This window comes from Streptomyces sp. H27-C3, from assembly GCF_030063415.1.
Classification (GTDB): Bacteria; Actinomycetota; Actinomycetes; order Streptomycetales; family Streptomycetaceae; genus Streptomyces.
On the sequence record NZ_JASITA010000006.1, the window covers coordinates 167572 to 182083 of the forward strand.

Genomic DNA, 14512 nt, shown 5'->3' on the forward strand with positions numbered 1-14512 from the left:
GTGCGGGCTGAGTGCCGGGGCTCTGCCCATGTGACGCCGCCGAGCTGCCGGGTGCGGGCTGAGTACCGGGGGCTCCGCCCCCGGACCCTCCCCCAGCTACCATTGGGGGTACCCGCAACGCCTCAAACACCGGCGGGGCTGGGTTGTCGCCAGCGGGGTTGCCGATGAGGAGCTCCGGCTCCGCGCCGTGCGGGCGGGTGCGGACGGTGACCGGGTCCTGGCCCGGGAGGCGGAAGTGGTGGACGGTCCAGGCCGGGGTACCGCCCAGGCGCCAGCCGTTCGGGATCCCGAACGGGTCGACCCACTCGTTCGGCGCTTGGAGCCCACCGCTCAGCGCCGCGGGCCCGCCATGCCTCGCCGCCCCACCCGGCCACACCGGCCTTGCCGATCCACCGGGCTGGGCCGCTGTACCCAGCCCGGCCGTACTATCCAGCCTCGCCTGGGGGCCGCTCCCAGCGGTAGCCGGGGGAGTTCGAGGTGCGGGTCCGGGCAGAGCCCTCCGCGGCGGAGCCGCATATGTATCGAGCCGGAAAGGGGCGCGGTGGGGGAGAGAAGCCTGGGCCGACAGAAGCGCAGCTGCCGCATACACCTCCGGCGGGACACCCTTCGGCAGGAGTTCGGCCAGGTCGCGCTCGACCAGGCCCGTGTCCAGGTCCCCGGACACCACGTCCGGGTGCGCCAACAGCCGCCGCAGGAAACCCGTGTTGGTCTGGACGCCCAGGATGACGGTGTCCGCCAGCGCCCCCCCCCCCGCAGAACACGAAGTGCAGCGGCCCGGTCCGGCCCGTACGCGATGACCTTCGACAGCATCGGGTCGTACGTCGAGCCGGTGTCCACTCCGGCGACCCAGGCCCGAGTCGGTGCGGACGGACCCGCCCGAGGGTTCCGACAGGGCGAGGACGGTGCCCCCGGAGGGCAGGAACCCCCGCGCCGGGTCCTCGGCGCAGACACGGGCCTCGATGGCGTGACCGGTGAGGGTGACATCGGACTGGCCGAAGCCGAGCTTCGCCCCGGCCGCGACCCGCAGCTGCTGCTCCACCAGGTCCAGGCCGGTGATCAGCTCGGTGACCGGGTGTTCGACCTGGAGGCGGGTGTTCATCTCCATGAAGTAGTACGAGGACGGGTTGCCCCCCCGGGACGATGAACTCGACGGTGCCCGCGCCGACATACCCGCACGAGCGGGCCGCTTCCACCGCTGCCGCGCCCATGGCCGCGCGGGTCTTCTCGTCCAGCAGGACCGACGGCGCTTCCTCGATCACCTCCTGGTGCCGCCGCTGGAGCGAGCACTCGCGCTCACCCAGGTGCACCACGTTGCCGTACGAGTCCGCCAGCACCTGGAACTCGATGTGCCGGGGCCGGTCGATCCACCGCTCCACCAGCAGCGTGTCATCCCCGAAGGAGGAGCGGGCCTCGCGGCGGGCCTCGGCGATCTCCTCGCCCAGCAGCCCCGCATCCCGCACCAGCCGCATGCCCTTGCCGCCACCGCCCGCCGAGGGCTTCAGCAACACCGGCATGCCGATCTCCGCGGCGGCCGCGACCAGTTCGGAGTCGGTCAGCCCGCTGCCGGAGGAGCCCGGCACGACCGGGATCCCGGCCGCCTGCACGGTCGCCTTGGCCCGGATCTTGTCACCCATCAGGGAGATCGCCGAGGCCGGCGGCCCGATGAAAGCGAGTCCGGCGTCAGCGCAGGCCTGTGCGAAGGCGCTGTTCTCCGCGAGGAAACCGTACCCGGGGTGGATCGCCTCGGCCCCCGTGCGGCGCCCTCTGCGCCGTGAGCCCCCAGGTGGGCCTCGCCGACATACTTCGGCAGCAGGAAGCGGAACTTGCCCAACGGCAGGCTCAAGTCGCCGCTTCCCGAGCTGCCGTCACCCAGCTCTTCGCCGACCACGCCGACGACGCGCAGTCCGACGGAATCCACGGGGAACGCCTCCTGGGCCTGGACGCGATCCAGAGCCGCCTCGAATTCATGGGCCGGACCATGACCACCGAGTGCATGGGTGTACACCCCGGCCGCGCACAGCGGTCCGAGGATCTGATGGCCAGTCGCCCGCTGAACTCCGAGGCGCTGCACCGGGGCGTGACATTCCGGACCCTCTACCAGGACTGCGTGCGCAACGACGGCCCTACCGTGGACCACGCCAACTGGCTGCTGGAGCGGGGCGGCGAGGTCCGCACGGCACCGGTGGTCCCGCAGCGCGTGGTCATCACGGACCGCAGCCGCGCCCTGGTCCCCCTGCACCCCTCGGACAGCCGCAAGGGCGCCCTGTACGTCACCGAACCCGGCATAGTGATCTCGCTGATCGACCTGTTCGAACAGGCCTGGGTCATCGCGGTCCCCCTCGGCTCGACCCACACCCGAGACCCCGACACCGGCCTGAGCCCCGCCGAACGCGAACTCCTCCGCCTCCTGGGCTCCGGCCTGACCGACGAAGCCGCGAGCAACCGCCTCGGCGTCTCGGTCCGCACGGTCCGCCGCCAAATGGCCTCCATCATGGAACGCCTAGGCGCCGCCAGCCGCTTCGAAGCCGGCCTGAAAGCCGCCCAACGCAGCTGGATCTAACGACCTCGGGGGCAATGGCGCGCGGGCTCCCGGAGTCATGCGACTCCGTCGGGGATCTTGTAGTGGTCGAGGCCAGCCGCTGACGGCTCGCCAAGACTTCAGTCGATGGATCCCGTGCTGGTCCAGGAAGTCCTGGAAGGCGGGTCGGCCGCCGGCGCGGAGGTGCCTCACCGGTCGGCGGCCGACCGCTGAGGCGCTCAATGTTCACGGCGATGGCCGTGAACACGTGCTGCAGGTGGGCCTTCGACTGCCCCCGGCGGCGGCAGTGGCTCATGCCGTGTCCATGGTCTCGTAATGCGTAGGTCTCGGGTTCGAATCCCGAAGGCGGCTCCGGAAGAACCCCAGGACTCACTCGCCGTGACCTGGGGTTTTTTCTTGTGCCCGGTACCTTGTCGAGATCTTGCCGGGACCTTGCGGAGACGGAACGCCATAGGGGTGCCGTCTCGTTGTGGCCGGCCGTGGGCGTCAGAGCTTGACCACTTGCGCGCCGGGGCCGCACAGCGTCAGGAGGTCTTCGGGGTCCGCGGTCAGGACAGTTGCTGGGGCTGCCGAGGCGAGTGCGGTGGCGGCGACGATTGCGTCCAGGGCGTACTCGTGGCCGAGCAGCCCGGCCGAGGCGAGGAGCTTGCTCGCGTGGCGGGCGATGGCTTCGGTGGGTGGGACGATGTCCACGCGCGAGGCGGCGTAGTCGAAGCGGGCCTGGTTGGTCCTGGGGTCGCGTGCTTCGACGAGCGTGACGGAGCTGGTGACCAAGCGGATGTCTTCGGCCTCGGCTGCGGCCAGCCACTCGATGAGTTCGGGCCTGCGCCTGACGAGTTGCGACAATCCCTCGCAGTCCAGGACGAGCGTGCCACTCACGCGGCGTTCGCCGAGTCGGCCGCGTTGCCGCGAAGGATCGCTCGCTTGGCGTCGACCGCTGCCTGGTCGACGCGGCCGTTTTTGGCTTCCGCGTCCTCGATGAGTTCGCGCAGCCGATCCCGCTCCAGTTGGCGCTGGATGAGGGCTTCGACATAGGCGGACATGCCTCGCTTGCCGGTGCGCGCCTTGAGAGCCGCGATGGTGCCCTCGTGGAGCGAGACGGATACCGGCCGGACCGGGCCTTCGCCGGGAGGGGGGAGAGGGGACAGCGGCGGGAGACGGAGGGGTGGCCATGGCCGTCGTTCAACAAAACTATTGTTACTTAGCGGCTTGGGTTCGTGCTTTCGTCGCCGGCCGCCCCGTAAGTCTCTCGCCCCCGCCCCTCATCCCCCCACCTCCCGAAAAGCTTCCCCCAGCGCCTCCAGGCTGCGGCCCAAATCTGTGCAGTTCACCGCTGCGTAGCTGACCACCAGGGCCGGGGGGCGGGTCGTGTCCGCCAGGGTGTAGAAGCGGCCGCCTCGGACCAGTACCGAGCGGGTGCGGGCCGCGCGGACCAGGGCCTGTTCGTCCATGTGGGGCGGGAGTTGGAGGTAGGCCTGGAGGCCGCTGTCGCGGCCCAGGAGGCGGGTGCCGGGGAGGTGGTTGGCGGACTGGCGGCGGATCACTCCTCGGCGTTTGTGGAATTCCGTGCGCATCTTGCGCTGGTGGCGGTCGAGGGCGCCGGTGTCTATGAAGCGGGCCAGGGCCAGCTGTTCGATGCCCGAGCAGCCGATGTCCCAGCCCGCCCGCACATGCTCGATCGATGCCATCAGCTCCGAGGGCGCGGCCAGCCAGCCCAGGCGCAGGGCGGGGGCGAGGATCTTGCTCGCGCTGCCGGCGTAGACCACCCGGTCGGGGGCCAGGCTCTGGAGGGCGGGTACGCGGTCGGAGCGGTGCAGGAAGGCGCTGTCGAAGTCGTCCTCCAGGACATAGCCGTCCACCGTGCGTGCCCAGGCGATGAGGCGCTCGCGGCGGGCCCGGCTGAGGCGGGAGCCGGTCGGGAAGTGGTTGCCGGGGGTCATGAGTACGGCGCGTACGCCGCTGCGCTCCAGGACGTCCACGCGCAGCCCGTCCTGGTCGACCGGTACGCCCACCGGGTGCAGACCCGAGCTGGTGATGAACTCGCGTTCGCCCGGGTGGCCCGGGTCCTCCACGGCCAGGGACCGGTGGCCCCGGTCGCTGAGGACCTTGCAGATCAGGGCCAGGCCCTGGGCGAAGCCGGCGGTGAGCATGAGGTCCTCGGGGCGGGTCCGTACGCCACGGACCCGCCCGAGGTATCCGGTCAGTACGTGCCGGGCCAGGGGGACGCCGGAGGGCGGGGCGTAGCTCAGCTCCTGGCGGCCCGCGTCATTGACCACGGCGGTGACGCAGCGGATCCATTCCTGGCGGGGGAAGGCCGCGATGTCCGAGGTGCCGGTACGCAGGTCCCACATCGCCTCGGTGGACTCGCGGTCGCGGTCCGGGGACACCAGGGTGGGGACCGCCTGCGAGGTGGGCGGCTCCGAGATCGTGGTGCCCGAGCCGTGCTTCGTGAGTAAGTACCCCTCGGCGGCGAGCTGTTCGTACGCCTCGACGACGACGCTGCGGGACACCCCGAGGTCGTGTGCCAGTTGACGGGTGGAGGGGATGCGGGTGCCCGGACGCAGGGAGCCGTTCTCGACCAATCGGCGCAGCGAGTTACGTACTTGTACAGCCAGCGGGAGCCTTGAGTCGCGGTCCACGGTGAGGGCGAGCTGCCACGACAAGTGGTCTTCTCTCTGACTGTCGAAGTGGTATGGCCAGGCATTCTGACATCTGATGAAGTCGTTTCGCACACACATTTGCCGCCCCGGGGGGAACTGGGGTGGCCGGGGGTGGCACGGGGGGAAGGGGCCGGTGAAAGCCGGTCATGCGTGACATGCGATGTCGAGCCCATGGCTCGCCGCGGACGTGTTCGTCCAATCCTCCGAGCCCCAATGGTCTGTTGGACCAGAAAGGCTCTTGCTGTGTCTTTGTTGTCAGAATTGACCATGCCCGGATCCGGCGTGCCGGGTCCGGAGCGGCAGGTCGGGGAAGTCGCGCCGGCGGGGGGCATACGGGTCCGGGTGGTCTCCACCGAGCTGCCGCCCACCGATCCGCTCCAGCTGTACGAAGCCCTGGTCCGTACGCGGGAGCAGGACGATGTCTATCTCTTCGAGAGCCTGGACGGGCCCGATCAGGACCGGCACTACGCCGCCGTGGGATATGGGCGGCTGGCCGAGCTGCGCGTCTTCGCCGACCGGGTCGAGCTGGTGGCGGCCGGGGAACTGGGTGTGTCGCTGACCGCGGCGCTCTCGGCGGCCGTCGGCGCCGCGCGCAGTGAGCGGGGGGACGTACGCCAGTGGGCCGCCCGCGATTCCGGGGGCGTCTGGCGCATGCTGCGCGCGACGCAGGCCGCCTTCGTGCTGGACACCGAAGTGCCCACGTCCACCTTCGCCTTCGGGTTCCTCACCACGTTGTCCTACGAAGCAGCCTGGATCATGGAGGAACTCCCCGAGCAGCACGTGGAGTCGGAGCAGCCGCGCTGCACGCTGACCCTGTTCCGGGACACCGTTTGGTACGACGTACGCGAGGGCGGAGTTCAGCATCTCTCGGCGCACGGCGACCAGTTGCCCCCGGAGAGCGGGCAGCCCTTGTGGGAGATCCTGGACGAGATGAAGGGCCGGGGGCAGGCGGACGCGGCCGCGGTGGTGCCCGAGGCGCCCGTGCCACTGTCCGTGCGGGACAACGTGGACCGGGAGACGTTCGTCGCCCGCGCCGAGCGGTGCCTGGGACATATCGGAGTGGGCGACAGCTACCAGATTCAGATCGGCCACCGGATCGACGTCGAGACGGAGTTGACACCGCTCCAGGTCTACCAGCGGCTGCGCCACCGCAACCCGTCACCCTATATGTATCTGGTCCCGTGGGCCGGCCGGACGGTGATCGGCGCCAGCCCCGAGCTGTTCGTGCGGATCCAGGACGGCAATATCTCCATGCGGCCCATCGCGGGCACCGCGCCGCGCGCCGCCGATCCGGCCGACGACGCCCGCCTGGTGGCCGGGCTGCGGGAGAGCGCCAAGGAGCAGGCCGAGCACGTGATGCTCGTCGACCTGTGCCGCAACGACATCGGGCGGGTCTGCGTACCCGGCACCCTGAGCGTCGACTCGATGATGGAGGTCGAACCCTTCGCCTACGTCCACCACCTCGTCTCGACCGTGTCGGGCCGGGTCAGGGACGGTACGGACGTCTGGGCGTCGATCTGTGCGACCTTCCCCGCCGGGACCATGACCGGCGCGCCGAAGCTGCGCGCGATGGAGATCATCAGCGAGATCGAGGACAGCCCCCGGGGCATCTACGCCGGGGCGCTGGGACTGATCGACGTACGCGGGTTCACCGTGCTCGCCCTGTGCATCCGTACCGCCGTCCACGACGGGCAGCGGTACAGCACGCAGGCATCGGCAGGGGTGGTCGCCGACTCGGTGCCCGCCGACGAGTGGCGCGAGACGCTGGCCAAGATGAGCGCCACGTACTGGGCACTGACCGGCGAGGAGCTGTTGAAGTGAAGGTCCTGCTCGTCGACGCGTACGACAGCTTCAGCCACATCATCGACCAGTACCTGCTCACCCTGGGTGCCGAGACCGAGGTGGTGCGCTCGCGCACCCGCACGGTGGAGCAGCTGGTGGACTCGGCGCCCGACGCCGTGGTCCTGGGCCCCGGCCCCGGACACCCGGCCGACTCGGGGCACGTCGAGCTGGTGCACGCCTTCGCCGGGCGGGTGCCGCTGCTCGGAGTCTGCCTCGGGCATCAGGCGATCGGCCTCGCGTACGGGGCGGAGGTCGCCGTCGCCAAGCATCTGATGCACGGCAAGACGAGTCCGGTCGAGCACGACGGGCAGGGGGTGTTCGTGGGCGCCGCGACGCCGCTGACCGTCACCCGCTACCACTCGCTGATCGTCACCGGGGCGCCGACGGGGCTCGCGGTGACGGCGACCTCGCTCGACGACGGCTATGTGATGGGGCTGCGGCACCGGACGCTCGCCGTCGAGGGGGTGCAGTTCCATCCGGAGAGTGTGACCACCGACGACGGGCTGCGGCTCTTCGGGAACTTCCTGGCGGGGGTTCGCGATGCGCGCCCCACGGTGGGAGCGCCCGTGCCCGCTCACTGAGCGGCCGCGGGGGACGCGGACGGTACGGGTAAGGGGACGCAGGTCAGGTATGGATTCGGGGGGATCAAATGCAGGAAAACGAGATGCCGTTGGCTGTGGTGACCGGCGCCGCCGGCGGCATCGGCCGCGCCGTCACGGCGGAGCTCGCCCACGCCGGACACCGCGTACTGGCCGTCGACGTCAAGGACGACGCCGACCCGGCCGCGCACGCCGCGCTCACCGCCGACCTCGGGGTACCGGCCGCCGCCGATGAGCTGTTCCAGCTGATCGAGGAGCGGTACGGGCTGCCGTCGGTCCTGGTCAACAACGCCGGGATCTACGAGGCCAGGGACTTCCTGGACTACGACGCGGAGAGCTACCGCCGGGTCTTCGACATCAACGCAGGGGCCGCCTTCTTCTGTACGCAGACGCTGGCCCGCCGTCTCATCGCCGCCGGGCGGCCCGGCAGCGTCGTCAACATCGCCTCCATCAGCGGCCAGAGCGGCAGTCCGGACGCCGCGTACGGGGCGTCCAAGGGCGCCGTGATCGCGCTGACCCGATCCCTGGGGCGGTCCCTCGCACCGCACCGGATCCGGGTCAACGCCGTCGCTCCCGGCCTGATCGACACCCCGATGGCCGCACGTATCCCCGCCGACCGGGCGGCCGACTACCGCGAACAGATCCCGCAGGCACGGTTCGGCGAGGCCGCCGAGGTGGCCTCCGCCGTGTGCTACCTCGCGGGACCCGGCGCGAGCTATGTCACCGCGAGCGTGCTCGACGTCAACGGCGGCCTGCACTGACCCAGGCGTGACCGGACGGCCGCCTGTGCTGACCCAGGCGTGACCGGACGGCCGCCTGTGCTGACACAGGCGTCTCGGCACGGGGTCGAGCATCACCGCGTAACGGGCGTCACGGCGTCACGGTGCGACGACGTACAGCCGACCGGCATACCGGCCCGATCAGCCATCCACCACCCAACGACTTCCCCTGCCCGGAGCGCCCTCGTGCCGTCCCGCCCTGCGCGCTTTCCACCCCGAGAGGACCTTTCGCCCATGTGGCTGCCCACGCACGGCCCCGCGGCCGACTTCGCCGCGCGGTATCTCGAACTGCACCAGGCCTTCTACGACCGCACGCTGACCGAGCAGGCGCTGGACGACTGGCGAGCCAGTCAGCTGCGTACCGTGCTCGACCAGGTCCGAACCGGTTCGCCCTTCTACGCCCGGCACTTGAAGGACGTTGACCTGGGCGCGGTGACCCCGGACGGCCTTGAGGCGCTGCCCTTCACCACCAAGGCCCAGCTGCGCGAGGAAATGCTCGACGTCCTCAGCCGGCCGCTCACCGATGCGCTGTTCTTCTACGAGACCACCGGCACCACCGGCGCGGCGACGCCGTGCCCCCGCGACGGACGCGAGATCGTCGCGAGCAACGCCCACATCACCGAGTCCTGGTCGTCCATCTTCCGCCACCACTTCGGCGAACACGCCCCGCGCATCGGCCTGATGGGCCCCACGGAGGTGCACTCGTTCGGCGACACGCTCGGGGACATCGCCCGCAACGTCGGGTCGCTCAACGCCAAGATCTGGCCCTACTCCCCGGTCATCGGCTTCGGCAAGGCCCTGCAGCTGATGAAGGAGTTGGAGCTGGAGGTGATCTGCTGCACCCCTGGCGTTGCTCTCACTCTCGCCAAGGCCGCCGAACACCACGGGTACGACCTGCGCCGTGACTTCTCCGTCAAGCTACTGCTGGTCACCGGCGAGATGTGCACCCCGGCGCTGGCGCACAACCTGGAGACGGTCTGGGGCGCGGACGTCTACAACATCCTGTACGGATCGCAGGAGGCCTTCGTCGTGGCGACGGCCTGCCGCAACAAGCGCATGCACCTGTCGCAGACCAACTACCTCATCGAGGTGGTGGACCCGGAGACCGGCGAGTCCCACGGACCGCGCGGCAGCGGCGAGTTGACCGTGACCATGCTGGTCGACGGTGTGAAGCCGCTGATCCGCTACCGCACCGGCGACGCCGTGGTGATCGAGGCGTCGGACTGCGACTGCGAGATGCCGGGTGATCTCGTACGGATCGTCGGGCGCACCCTGGACCGGCTGGAACTCGGCGGGCAGCGGTTCACCGCCGGGCAGATCGAGACCGCCGTCATGACCGGGGTCACGGGATCCGCCGGGTACCAGGTGGTGATCGAGCACGACGACGCGGGGCAGGACCGCCTCACCGTCCGCCTCGAACTGCTCAAGGGGCTGGTCGAGGACTCCGCCGCACTCGCCGATGCCGTACGGGCGAGGGCCGCCGATGCGCTCGGGGTGTCCGTCGCCGTCGAGCTCAGTGACGGGCTCGACCCCATCGTCAGCACCGGCGCCTTCGTCAGCTGGAAGGCGGCTCGCATCGTGGACCGGCGCGGCACACCCGACCACGAGACCGAAGTGGCCCGGAAGATGGCGGCGAACCGTGGCTATGAGCGCTGACATCGCTGCCCTGCCGGGGCCGCTCGCCGAGGAGTACACCGCGCGCTGGAGCGATCTGACCGGGCGCTGGGCCGAGCAGCCAGGCACCACCCTGGGCACACTCGGGCCGGACGGCACATCCAGCCAGCTGGCCGCCCGCTTTCTCGCACGGCAACACGGTCTGTCCGTCGAGCTTTTCGACACCTTCGATGAAGTGTTGGCCCAACTTGTGGGCCGGAAAGTCGACTTCGCGCTGGTGCCGAGTGCCTACCAGGGGCTGACCCGCTTCCACTGGCACCGCGACCTGCGGCTCCGGGCATTCTTCCCGCAGGCCACCCCGGAGTACGGGATCGCCGCCCCGGCCGCAGCGGCAGCCGAAGCGGGAACGGGCGATGGGTCGGCGAGCAATGGGCCGGTCACGGTCGCTGCCATGTGGGAGGTCCGCAGGATCTACGCCGAGGTGGTGCCCGCCGCACTGCGCGACCGCGAGGTGCGGTGGGTCGACGCGGCATCCACGCAGCACGCCGCCGAGATCGTGGCCGCGGGCGGCGCCGAACTCGCGGTCACCAATGCCCCCGGGGTACGGCTCCACGGTCTGCGCTGGGTGGCCACCCGGCCGGGCGCGGAGATCCTCTGGACCCTGTTCGGGCACGCGGAGGCCGCCGAACTGCCCATCCCTGCCTGACCACTCCCGCCCGTATCCGGCCGTCCAACGTCCGCATCCGGCCGTCCAGCACTGGAGATTTCCGACGTGTCCCGCAGAACCCTGCTCCACCGCGCCACGGTCCAGGAGGGCCTGGGCAAGGCGTCCCTGCCGCGCCACAGCGTGCTGATCGACGGCGACCGCGTCGAGGCGGTCATGCCCGACGACCTGGCCCCGGTGCACGCGCCCGATGTCGACGTCCTCGACCTGGCGGGCCGCACCGTCATGCCCGGCATGACGCTCGGGCACACCCACATCGCCTACCTCAACGTCCTCGACGGCCGGGAAATGCTGTTCAAGTACTCCATCCCGGAGGTGACGCTCGCCGCCGCCGAGAACACCACCAACCTCCTCGGCCTCGGCTACACCGGCTTCGTCGGCGCGGGCTCGGTCGCGGGCATCGACATGGCCCTGCGCCGCGCCGTCGACTCCGGACGGCTGCTCGGCCCCCGGATCACCCCGTGCAGCCGGGACCTGATGGTGTCCGGGCCGCCCGAGCGGCGTAACCCGGAGGTCAAGAAGCGCATCCCCACGGACCTGATGCGGCTGGCCGACACCCCCGAGGAGATGGCCGCGTACGTCGCCGGGGAGATCGCCCAGGGCGCGGAGATCGTCAAGGTCTTCTCCTCCGGCGACGACACCTTCCCCAACGGCCGCTCCCACGAACTGCTCTTCACCGCAAAGGAGTTGGTGATCGCCACCCGGACGGCGCACGAGCACGGCGCCCGGGTACGGGCCCACTCGCGCGGCCTCGCCGGGATCCGCAACGCCATCGCCGCAGGAGTCGACGTCATCGACCACGCCACCTACGCCGACGACGCGGCGCTCGACGCCATCGCCGAACGCGGGATCTTCGTCGTACCGAGCCTCTACCAACCGCACATGCTGCTGACCACCGGCGGCGAGCACGGCAAGACCCCGGAGTACCTGGAGACGCTGGAGTTCGAGGCGGAGGTCGCGAACACGCTGCGGATCCTGCCGCTCATGGTGGAGCTGGGCATCCCGGTCGTGGCCGGGGACGACTTCGGCTTCGCCTGGACCCCGCACGGCACGTACGCCAAGGAGCTTGAGCTCTACGTGACCATGGCGGGAATCCCCGCCCCGACCGTCCTGACCTGGGCCACCGCCAACGGCGCGCGGCTCGCGGGGCGCGGGGACGAGGCCGGGACCGTACAGCCGGGGCGGCTCGCCGACCTCGTGGTGACCGACGGCGACCCCGCCGAGGACATCTCGGTGCTCAGCCGCCCCGGCGCCATCGAACTGGTGCTGCTCGGCGGCGCGACCGTCGCGGGCAGCACCGGGCCCTACCTTCCCCGTGTCACGGCAGGAGCCGCGTGATGACCCGTACGAAACCCGCCCTGCCCGTCCTTCCGGTCCTCGCGATCGGCGCCTTCGCCATCGGCACCGACACCTTCGTGGTGGCCGGGGTGCTGCCCGAGGTGGCCGGCGACCTGTCGGCGAGCCTCGCCGACGTCGGCTGGGTGAGCACCCTCTTCGCGCTCACCTACGCCGTCCTCGCTCCCGTGCTCGGCGCGCTCACCGGACGTCTGGAGCGCCGAACCGTCCTGGTGATCTCCCTGCTGGTCTTCGCCCTGGGCAACGCCGCGTCCGCCCTCGCCCCCGGCCTCGGCGAGCTGCTCGCCGCCCGGGTCGCGACCGCGGCGGGCGCCGCCCTCTACATCCCCGCGGCCTCCGCGTCCGCCGCCGCCCTGTCGGCGCCCGAACGGCGCGGCCGGGCCATGGCCGTGGTCCTCGGCGGGCTCTCCGCCGCGACGGTCGTGGGAGTGCCGTTCGGTACCTGGATGGCCGCGGACCTGGGCTGGCGGGCCACCTTCTGGCTGCTCACCGGGCTCGGTGTGCTGTGCGTCGCCGCCGTGGCCGGGGGGCTGCCCCAGGTACGGCTGCCGGCCGCGCCCGGACTGGCCGCGAGGCTGGCTCCGGTGCGGGACCTGCGGGTCCTGTTCACCGTGCTCACCACGCTGCTGTTCATGACGGGCGGCTACCTCGCCCTCACCTACATCGGCGCGGTCCTCGCCCCGGTGACCGGCGGCGACGGCAGCGAACTGGCCCTGCTGCTCCTGGTATTCGGCGTGCTGGCCGTCGCCGGCACGCTCCTCGGAGGCAGGGCCACCGACCGCTGGGGCGCGACGCCCGTCCTGCTCGCGTCGGTCGCGGGGCTCGCCGCCGTCCTCGTGACGCTGCCGCTGACCCGCGACCGGACGCTGACCGCGGCCGTGGCGATGGCGGCCTGGGGCATCACCGCGATGGCGACCCAAACCCCGCAGCAGTACCGTCTGTTCGCGATCGCACCCACCTCGGGGCCGCTGCTCCTCTCGCTGAACTCCTCGGCCACCTTCGCCGGGATCTCGCTCGGCGGCTTCATCGGCGGCCGGGTGATCGGCGACGGCGGCGCGGGCGAAGTCGACCTGCTGGGCCCACTGGGCGCGGGCCTCGCGGCCCTGGCCCTGGTGACGGCGCTCATCGGCGTACGGGTGAAACCACGCGACCGGGGGATCGAAGCCGACGCCGGATCGGCGGCTGGACCGGCGCCCGGGCCGGGTGGAGCGTCCGCCGAACCGGCGGGCAAGCGGGGCTGACCGGGCGGTGAGTCCGACCGGGCGGGGCCGGCCGGACGGGCGGGCGGGGCTGCACGGGTAGGCGGGCTGACCGGACAGCGGTCGGGTACGGGCGGGATCGGCCACCCGGCACACGCCAAGTGGCCTCCCGGAATTGCCGGGAATTGGCCACAGCCGGGGACCCGCCGTCTCCCTACTGTCAGACACGTCATCAGCGGTGCTCGGATCGCGGCCTTCGGATCACGGTCCCAGGGGTCAGGGGCCTCGGATCACGGTCCTCGGATCAGGGCCGCGGATCCCGGATCGCAGATCACGGACCCACCGACCCACGGACCCACGGACCCACGGACCCACGGACCCACGGACAAGAAGGACCCCCTCCATGGACAGCACCACCCCCGGCGCAGGCGCCCTGACGGTCACGGTCGACGAGCGGTTGTCGGAGCGCGTTCCCGGCTATGTGCTCGGCCTGATCGCCGTACCGGACATCGAGGTCGTCCGGGTCGCGGCGGCCGTGGGCGCACTGCTCACGGCTGCCGAGGACGCGCTGCACAGCAGGCGGCTCAGCAAGGCGGACGTCTCCGCGCTGCCCACGATCGCCGCCTGGCGGGACGCCTACCGGGCTGTCGACGTTAACCCCAACCGCTTTCCCTGCGCCGCCGAATCGGTGCTGCGCCGGGTGGCCAAGGGGGACAGGCTGCCGCGGATCAACTCCCTGGTGGACCTGTGCAACGCGGTGTCGCTCGGCAGCCGGCTGCCGGTCGCCTCCTGCGATGTGGGCGCCATTGAGGGGGAGCTGTCCGTACGGCTCGCCGACGGCAGCGAGACCTACCTGCCGCTCGGCGCACCCGACGCACCGGAGCACCCCGAGCCGGGCGAGGTCGTGTACGCCGACGGCCGAGGCCGGGCGCACTCGCGGCGCTGGAACTGGCGGCAGGGCGACGTGGTCAAGACCGACCTCGGCCGCCGCAGGCTCCTGATCACCGTCGAGGCGGCGCACGAGGGCGGCAGGGACGACGTCGACGAGGCGCTCGGCCGGGTCGCGGACGCGCTCGCCGGTCTCACCGGCGAGTTCGGGCGACCGCTGGTGCTCGACCGGTCCACGCCGTCCGGGGAGCTGTTCGGCGCCCCGTCGTCCGCGACGGTCCGCTGAGCCCGCACCCCCACTCGCACGAGGAG

12 protein-coding genes and 2 pseudogenes are annotated in these 14512 nt (G+C 71.3%); 9 read left to right on the forward strand and 5 right to left on the reverse strand.

Annotated features, from left to right (window positions below; translation table 11 throughout):
• Positions 1-220: 220 nt before the first annotated feature.
• Both QMK30_RS38735 and QMK30_RS38740 read right to left on the reverse strand, forming a co-directional pair.
• A pseudogene (locus tag QMK30_RS38735) lies at positions 221-1168 on the reverse strand (ATP-binding protein); the annotation flags it as partial.
• A 10-nt stretch (positions 1169-1178) separates the two neighbouring features.
• Positions 1179-1739 (reverse strand): annotated as a pseudogene (locus QMK30_RS38740) (ATP-binding protein); the annotation flags it as partial.
• Positions 1740-1771: 32 nt separating this feature from the next.
• On the opposite strand from QMK30_RS38740, the gene QMK30_RS08130 reads away from it, so the two are divergent.
• Entirely contained in the window at positions 1772-2560 is a 789-nt protein-coding gene (locus QMK30_RS08130) for a helix-turn-helix transcriptional regulator (protein ID WP_283516505.1), read from the forward strand.
• Positions 2561-3025: 465 nt separating this feature from the next.
• Here the strand turns inward: QMK30_RS08130 and QMK30_RS08135 are convergent, their stop codons facing one another.
• The 3 genes from QMK30_RS08135 to pdxR all read right to left on the reverse strand — a co-directional run bounded on the left by QMK30_RS08135 (position 3026) and on the right by pdxR (position 5202).
• Positions 3026-3418 carry a PIN domain-containing protein gene (locus tag QMK30_RS08135; RefSeq protein ID WP_283516506.1) on the reverse strand — a complete coding sequence of 131 codons (393 nt, stop codon included), beginning with the start codon at positions 3416-3418 and terminating at the stop codon, positions 3026-3028.
• Positions 3415-3582, reverse strand: coding sequence for a hypothetical protein (locus QMK30_RS38745; RefSeq protein ID WP_502963088.1), 168 nt, complete (start codon positions 3580-3582; stop codon positions 3415-3417). Before QMK30_RS38745 ends, QMK30_RS08135 begins: the two co-directional genes overlap by 4 nt.
• Before the next feature lie 219 nt (positions 3583-3801).
• The gene (gene pdxR / locus QMK30_RS08145) at positions 3802-5202 is read right to left on the reverse strand and encodes a MocR-like pyridoxine biosynthesis transcription factor PdxR (RefSeq protein ID WP_283516507.1); all 1401 of its coding nucleotides are present in this window, start codon (positions 5200-5202) and stop codon (positions 3802-3804) included.
• A gap of 264 nt (positions 5203-5466) precedes the next feature.
• Here pdxR and QMK30_RS08150 point away from each other — a divergent pair, with 264 nt between their 5' ends.
• The 8 genes from QMK30_RS08150 (at position 5467) to QMK30_RS08185 (ending at position 14486) form a co-directional block, all read left to right on the forward strand.
• Positions 5467-7020, forward strand: coding sequence for an anthranilate synthase component I family protein (locus tag QMK30_RS08150; RefSeq protein WP_283516508.1), 1554 nt, complete (start codon positions 5467-5469; stop codon positions 7018-7020).
• Complete coding sequence (locus QMK30_RS08155) at positions 7017-7622, forward strand: anthranilate synthase component II (RefSeq protein ID WP_283516509.1); 606 nt, start codon at positions 7017-7019, stop codon at positions 7620-7622. The genes QMK30_RS08150 and QMK30_RS08155 overlap by 4 nt, the downstream gene beginning before the upstream one ends.
• 68 nt (positions 7623-7690) lie before the next feature.
• A complete protein-coding gene (locus tag QMK30_RS08160) occupies positions 7691-8401 on the forward strand; it encodes an SDR family NAD(P)-dependent oxidoreductase (RefSeq protein WP_283516510.1) in 711 nt (236 codons plus the stop codon).
• A gap of 252 nt (positions 8402-8653) precedes the next feature.
• The gene (locus tag QMK30_RS08165; protein ID WP_283516511.1) at positions 8654-10075 is read left to right on the forward strand and encodes a phenylacetate--CoA ligase family protein; all 1422 of its coding nucleotides are present in this window, start codon (positions 8654-8656) and stop codon (positions 10073-10075) included.
• Positions 10065-10739, forward strand: coding sequence for a hypothetical protein (locus QMK30_RS08170; protein WP_283516512.1), 675 nt, complete (start codon positions 10065-10067; stop codon positions 10737-10739). The genes QMK30_RS08165 and QMK30_RS08170 overlap by 11 nt, the downstream gene beginning before the upstream one ends.
• Positions 10740-10805: 66 nt before the next feature.
• Complete coding sequence (locus QMK30_RS08175; protein WP_283516513.1) at positions 10806-12095, forward strand: amidohydrolase family protein; 1290 nt, start codon at positions 10806-10808, stop codon at positions 12093-12095.
• On the forward strand, positions 12095-13354 hold the full coding sequence (locus QMK30_RS08180; RefSeq protein WP_283516514.1) for an MFS transporter: 1260 nt from the start codon (positions 12095-12097) through the stop codon (positions 13352-13354). The genes QMK30_RS08175 and QMK30_RS08180 overlap by 1 nt, the downstream gene beginning before the upstream one ends.
• Before the next feature lie 361 nt (positions 13355-13715).
• Complete coding sequence (locus tag QMK30_RS08185) at positions 13716-14486, forward strand: B3/B4 domain-containing protein (RefSeq protein ID WP_283516515.1); 771 nt, start codon at positions 13716-13718, stop codon at positions 14484-14486.
• Positions 14487-14512: the final 26 nt, after the last annotated feature.

What these genes read in the sequence shown, in the direction of transcription:
- QMK30_RS38745 (WP_502963088.1), bottom strand. Translation starts at nt 3,582, where the DNA reads ATGTCCGCCTATGTCGAAGCCCTCATCCAGCGCCAACTGGAGCGGGAT.
- QMK30_RS08150 (WP_283516508.1), top strand. Translation starts at nt 5,467, where the DNA reads ATGCCCGGATCCGGCGTGCCGGGTCCGGAGCGGCAGGTCGGGGAAGTC.
- QMK30_RS08160 (WP_283516510.1), top strand. Translation starts at nt 7,691, where the DNA reads ATGCAGGAAAACGAGATGCCGTTGGCTGTGGTGACCGGCGCCGCCGGC.
- QMK30_RS08180 (WP_283516514.1), top strand. Translation starts at nt 12,095, where the DNA reads ATGACCCGTACGAAACCCGCCCTGCCCGTCCTTCCGGTCCTCGCGATC.
- QMK30_RS08170 (WP_283516512.1), top strand. Translation starts at nt 10,065, where the DNA reads ATGAGCGCTGACATCGCTGCCCTGCCGGGGCCGCTCGCCGAGGAGTAC.
- QMK30_RS08185 (WP_283516515.1), top strand. Translation starts at nt 13,716, where the DNA reads ATGGACAGCACCACCCCCGGCGCAGGCGCCCTGACGGTCACGGTCGAC.
- QMK30_RS08165 (WP_283516511.1), top strand. Translation starts at nt 8,654, where the DNA reads ATGTGGCTGCCCACGCACGGCCCCGCGGCCGACTTCGCCGCGCGGTAT.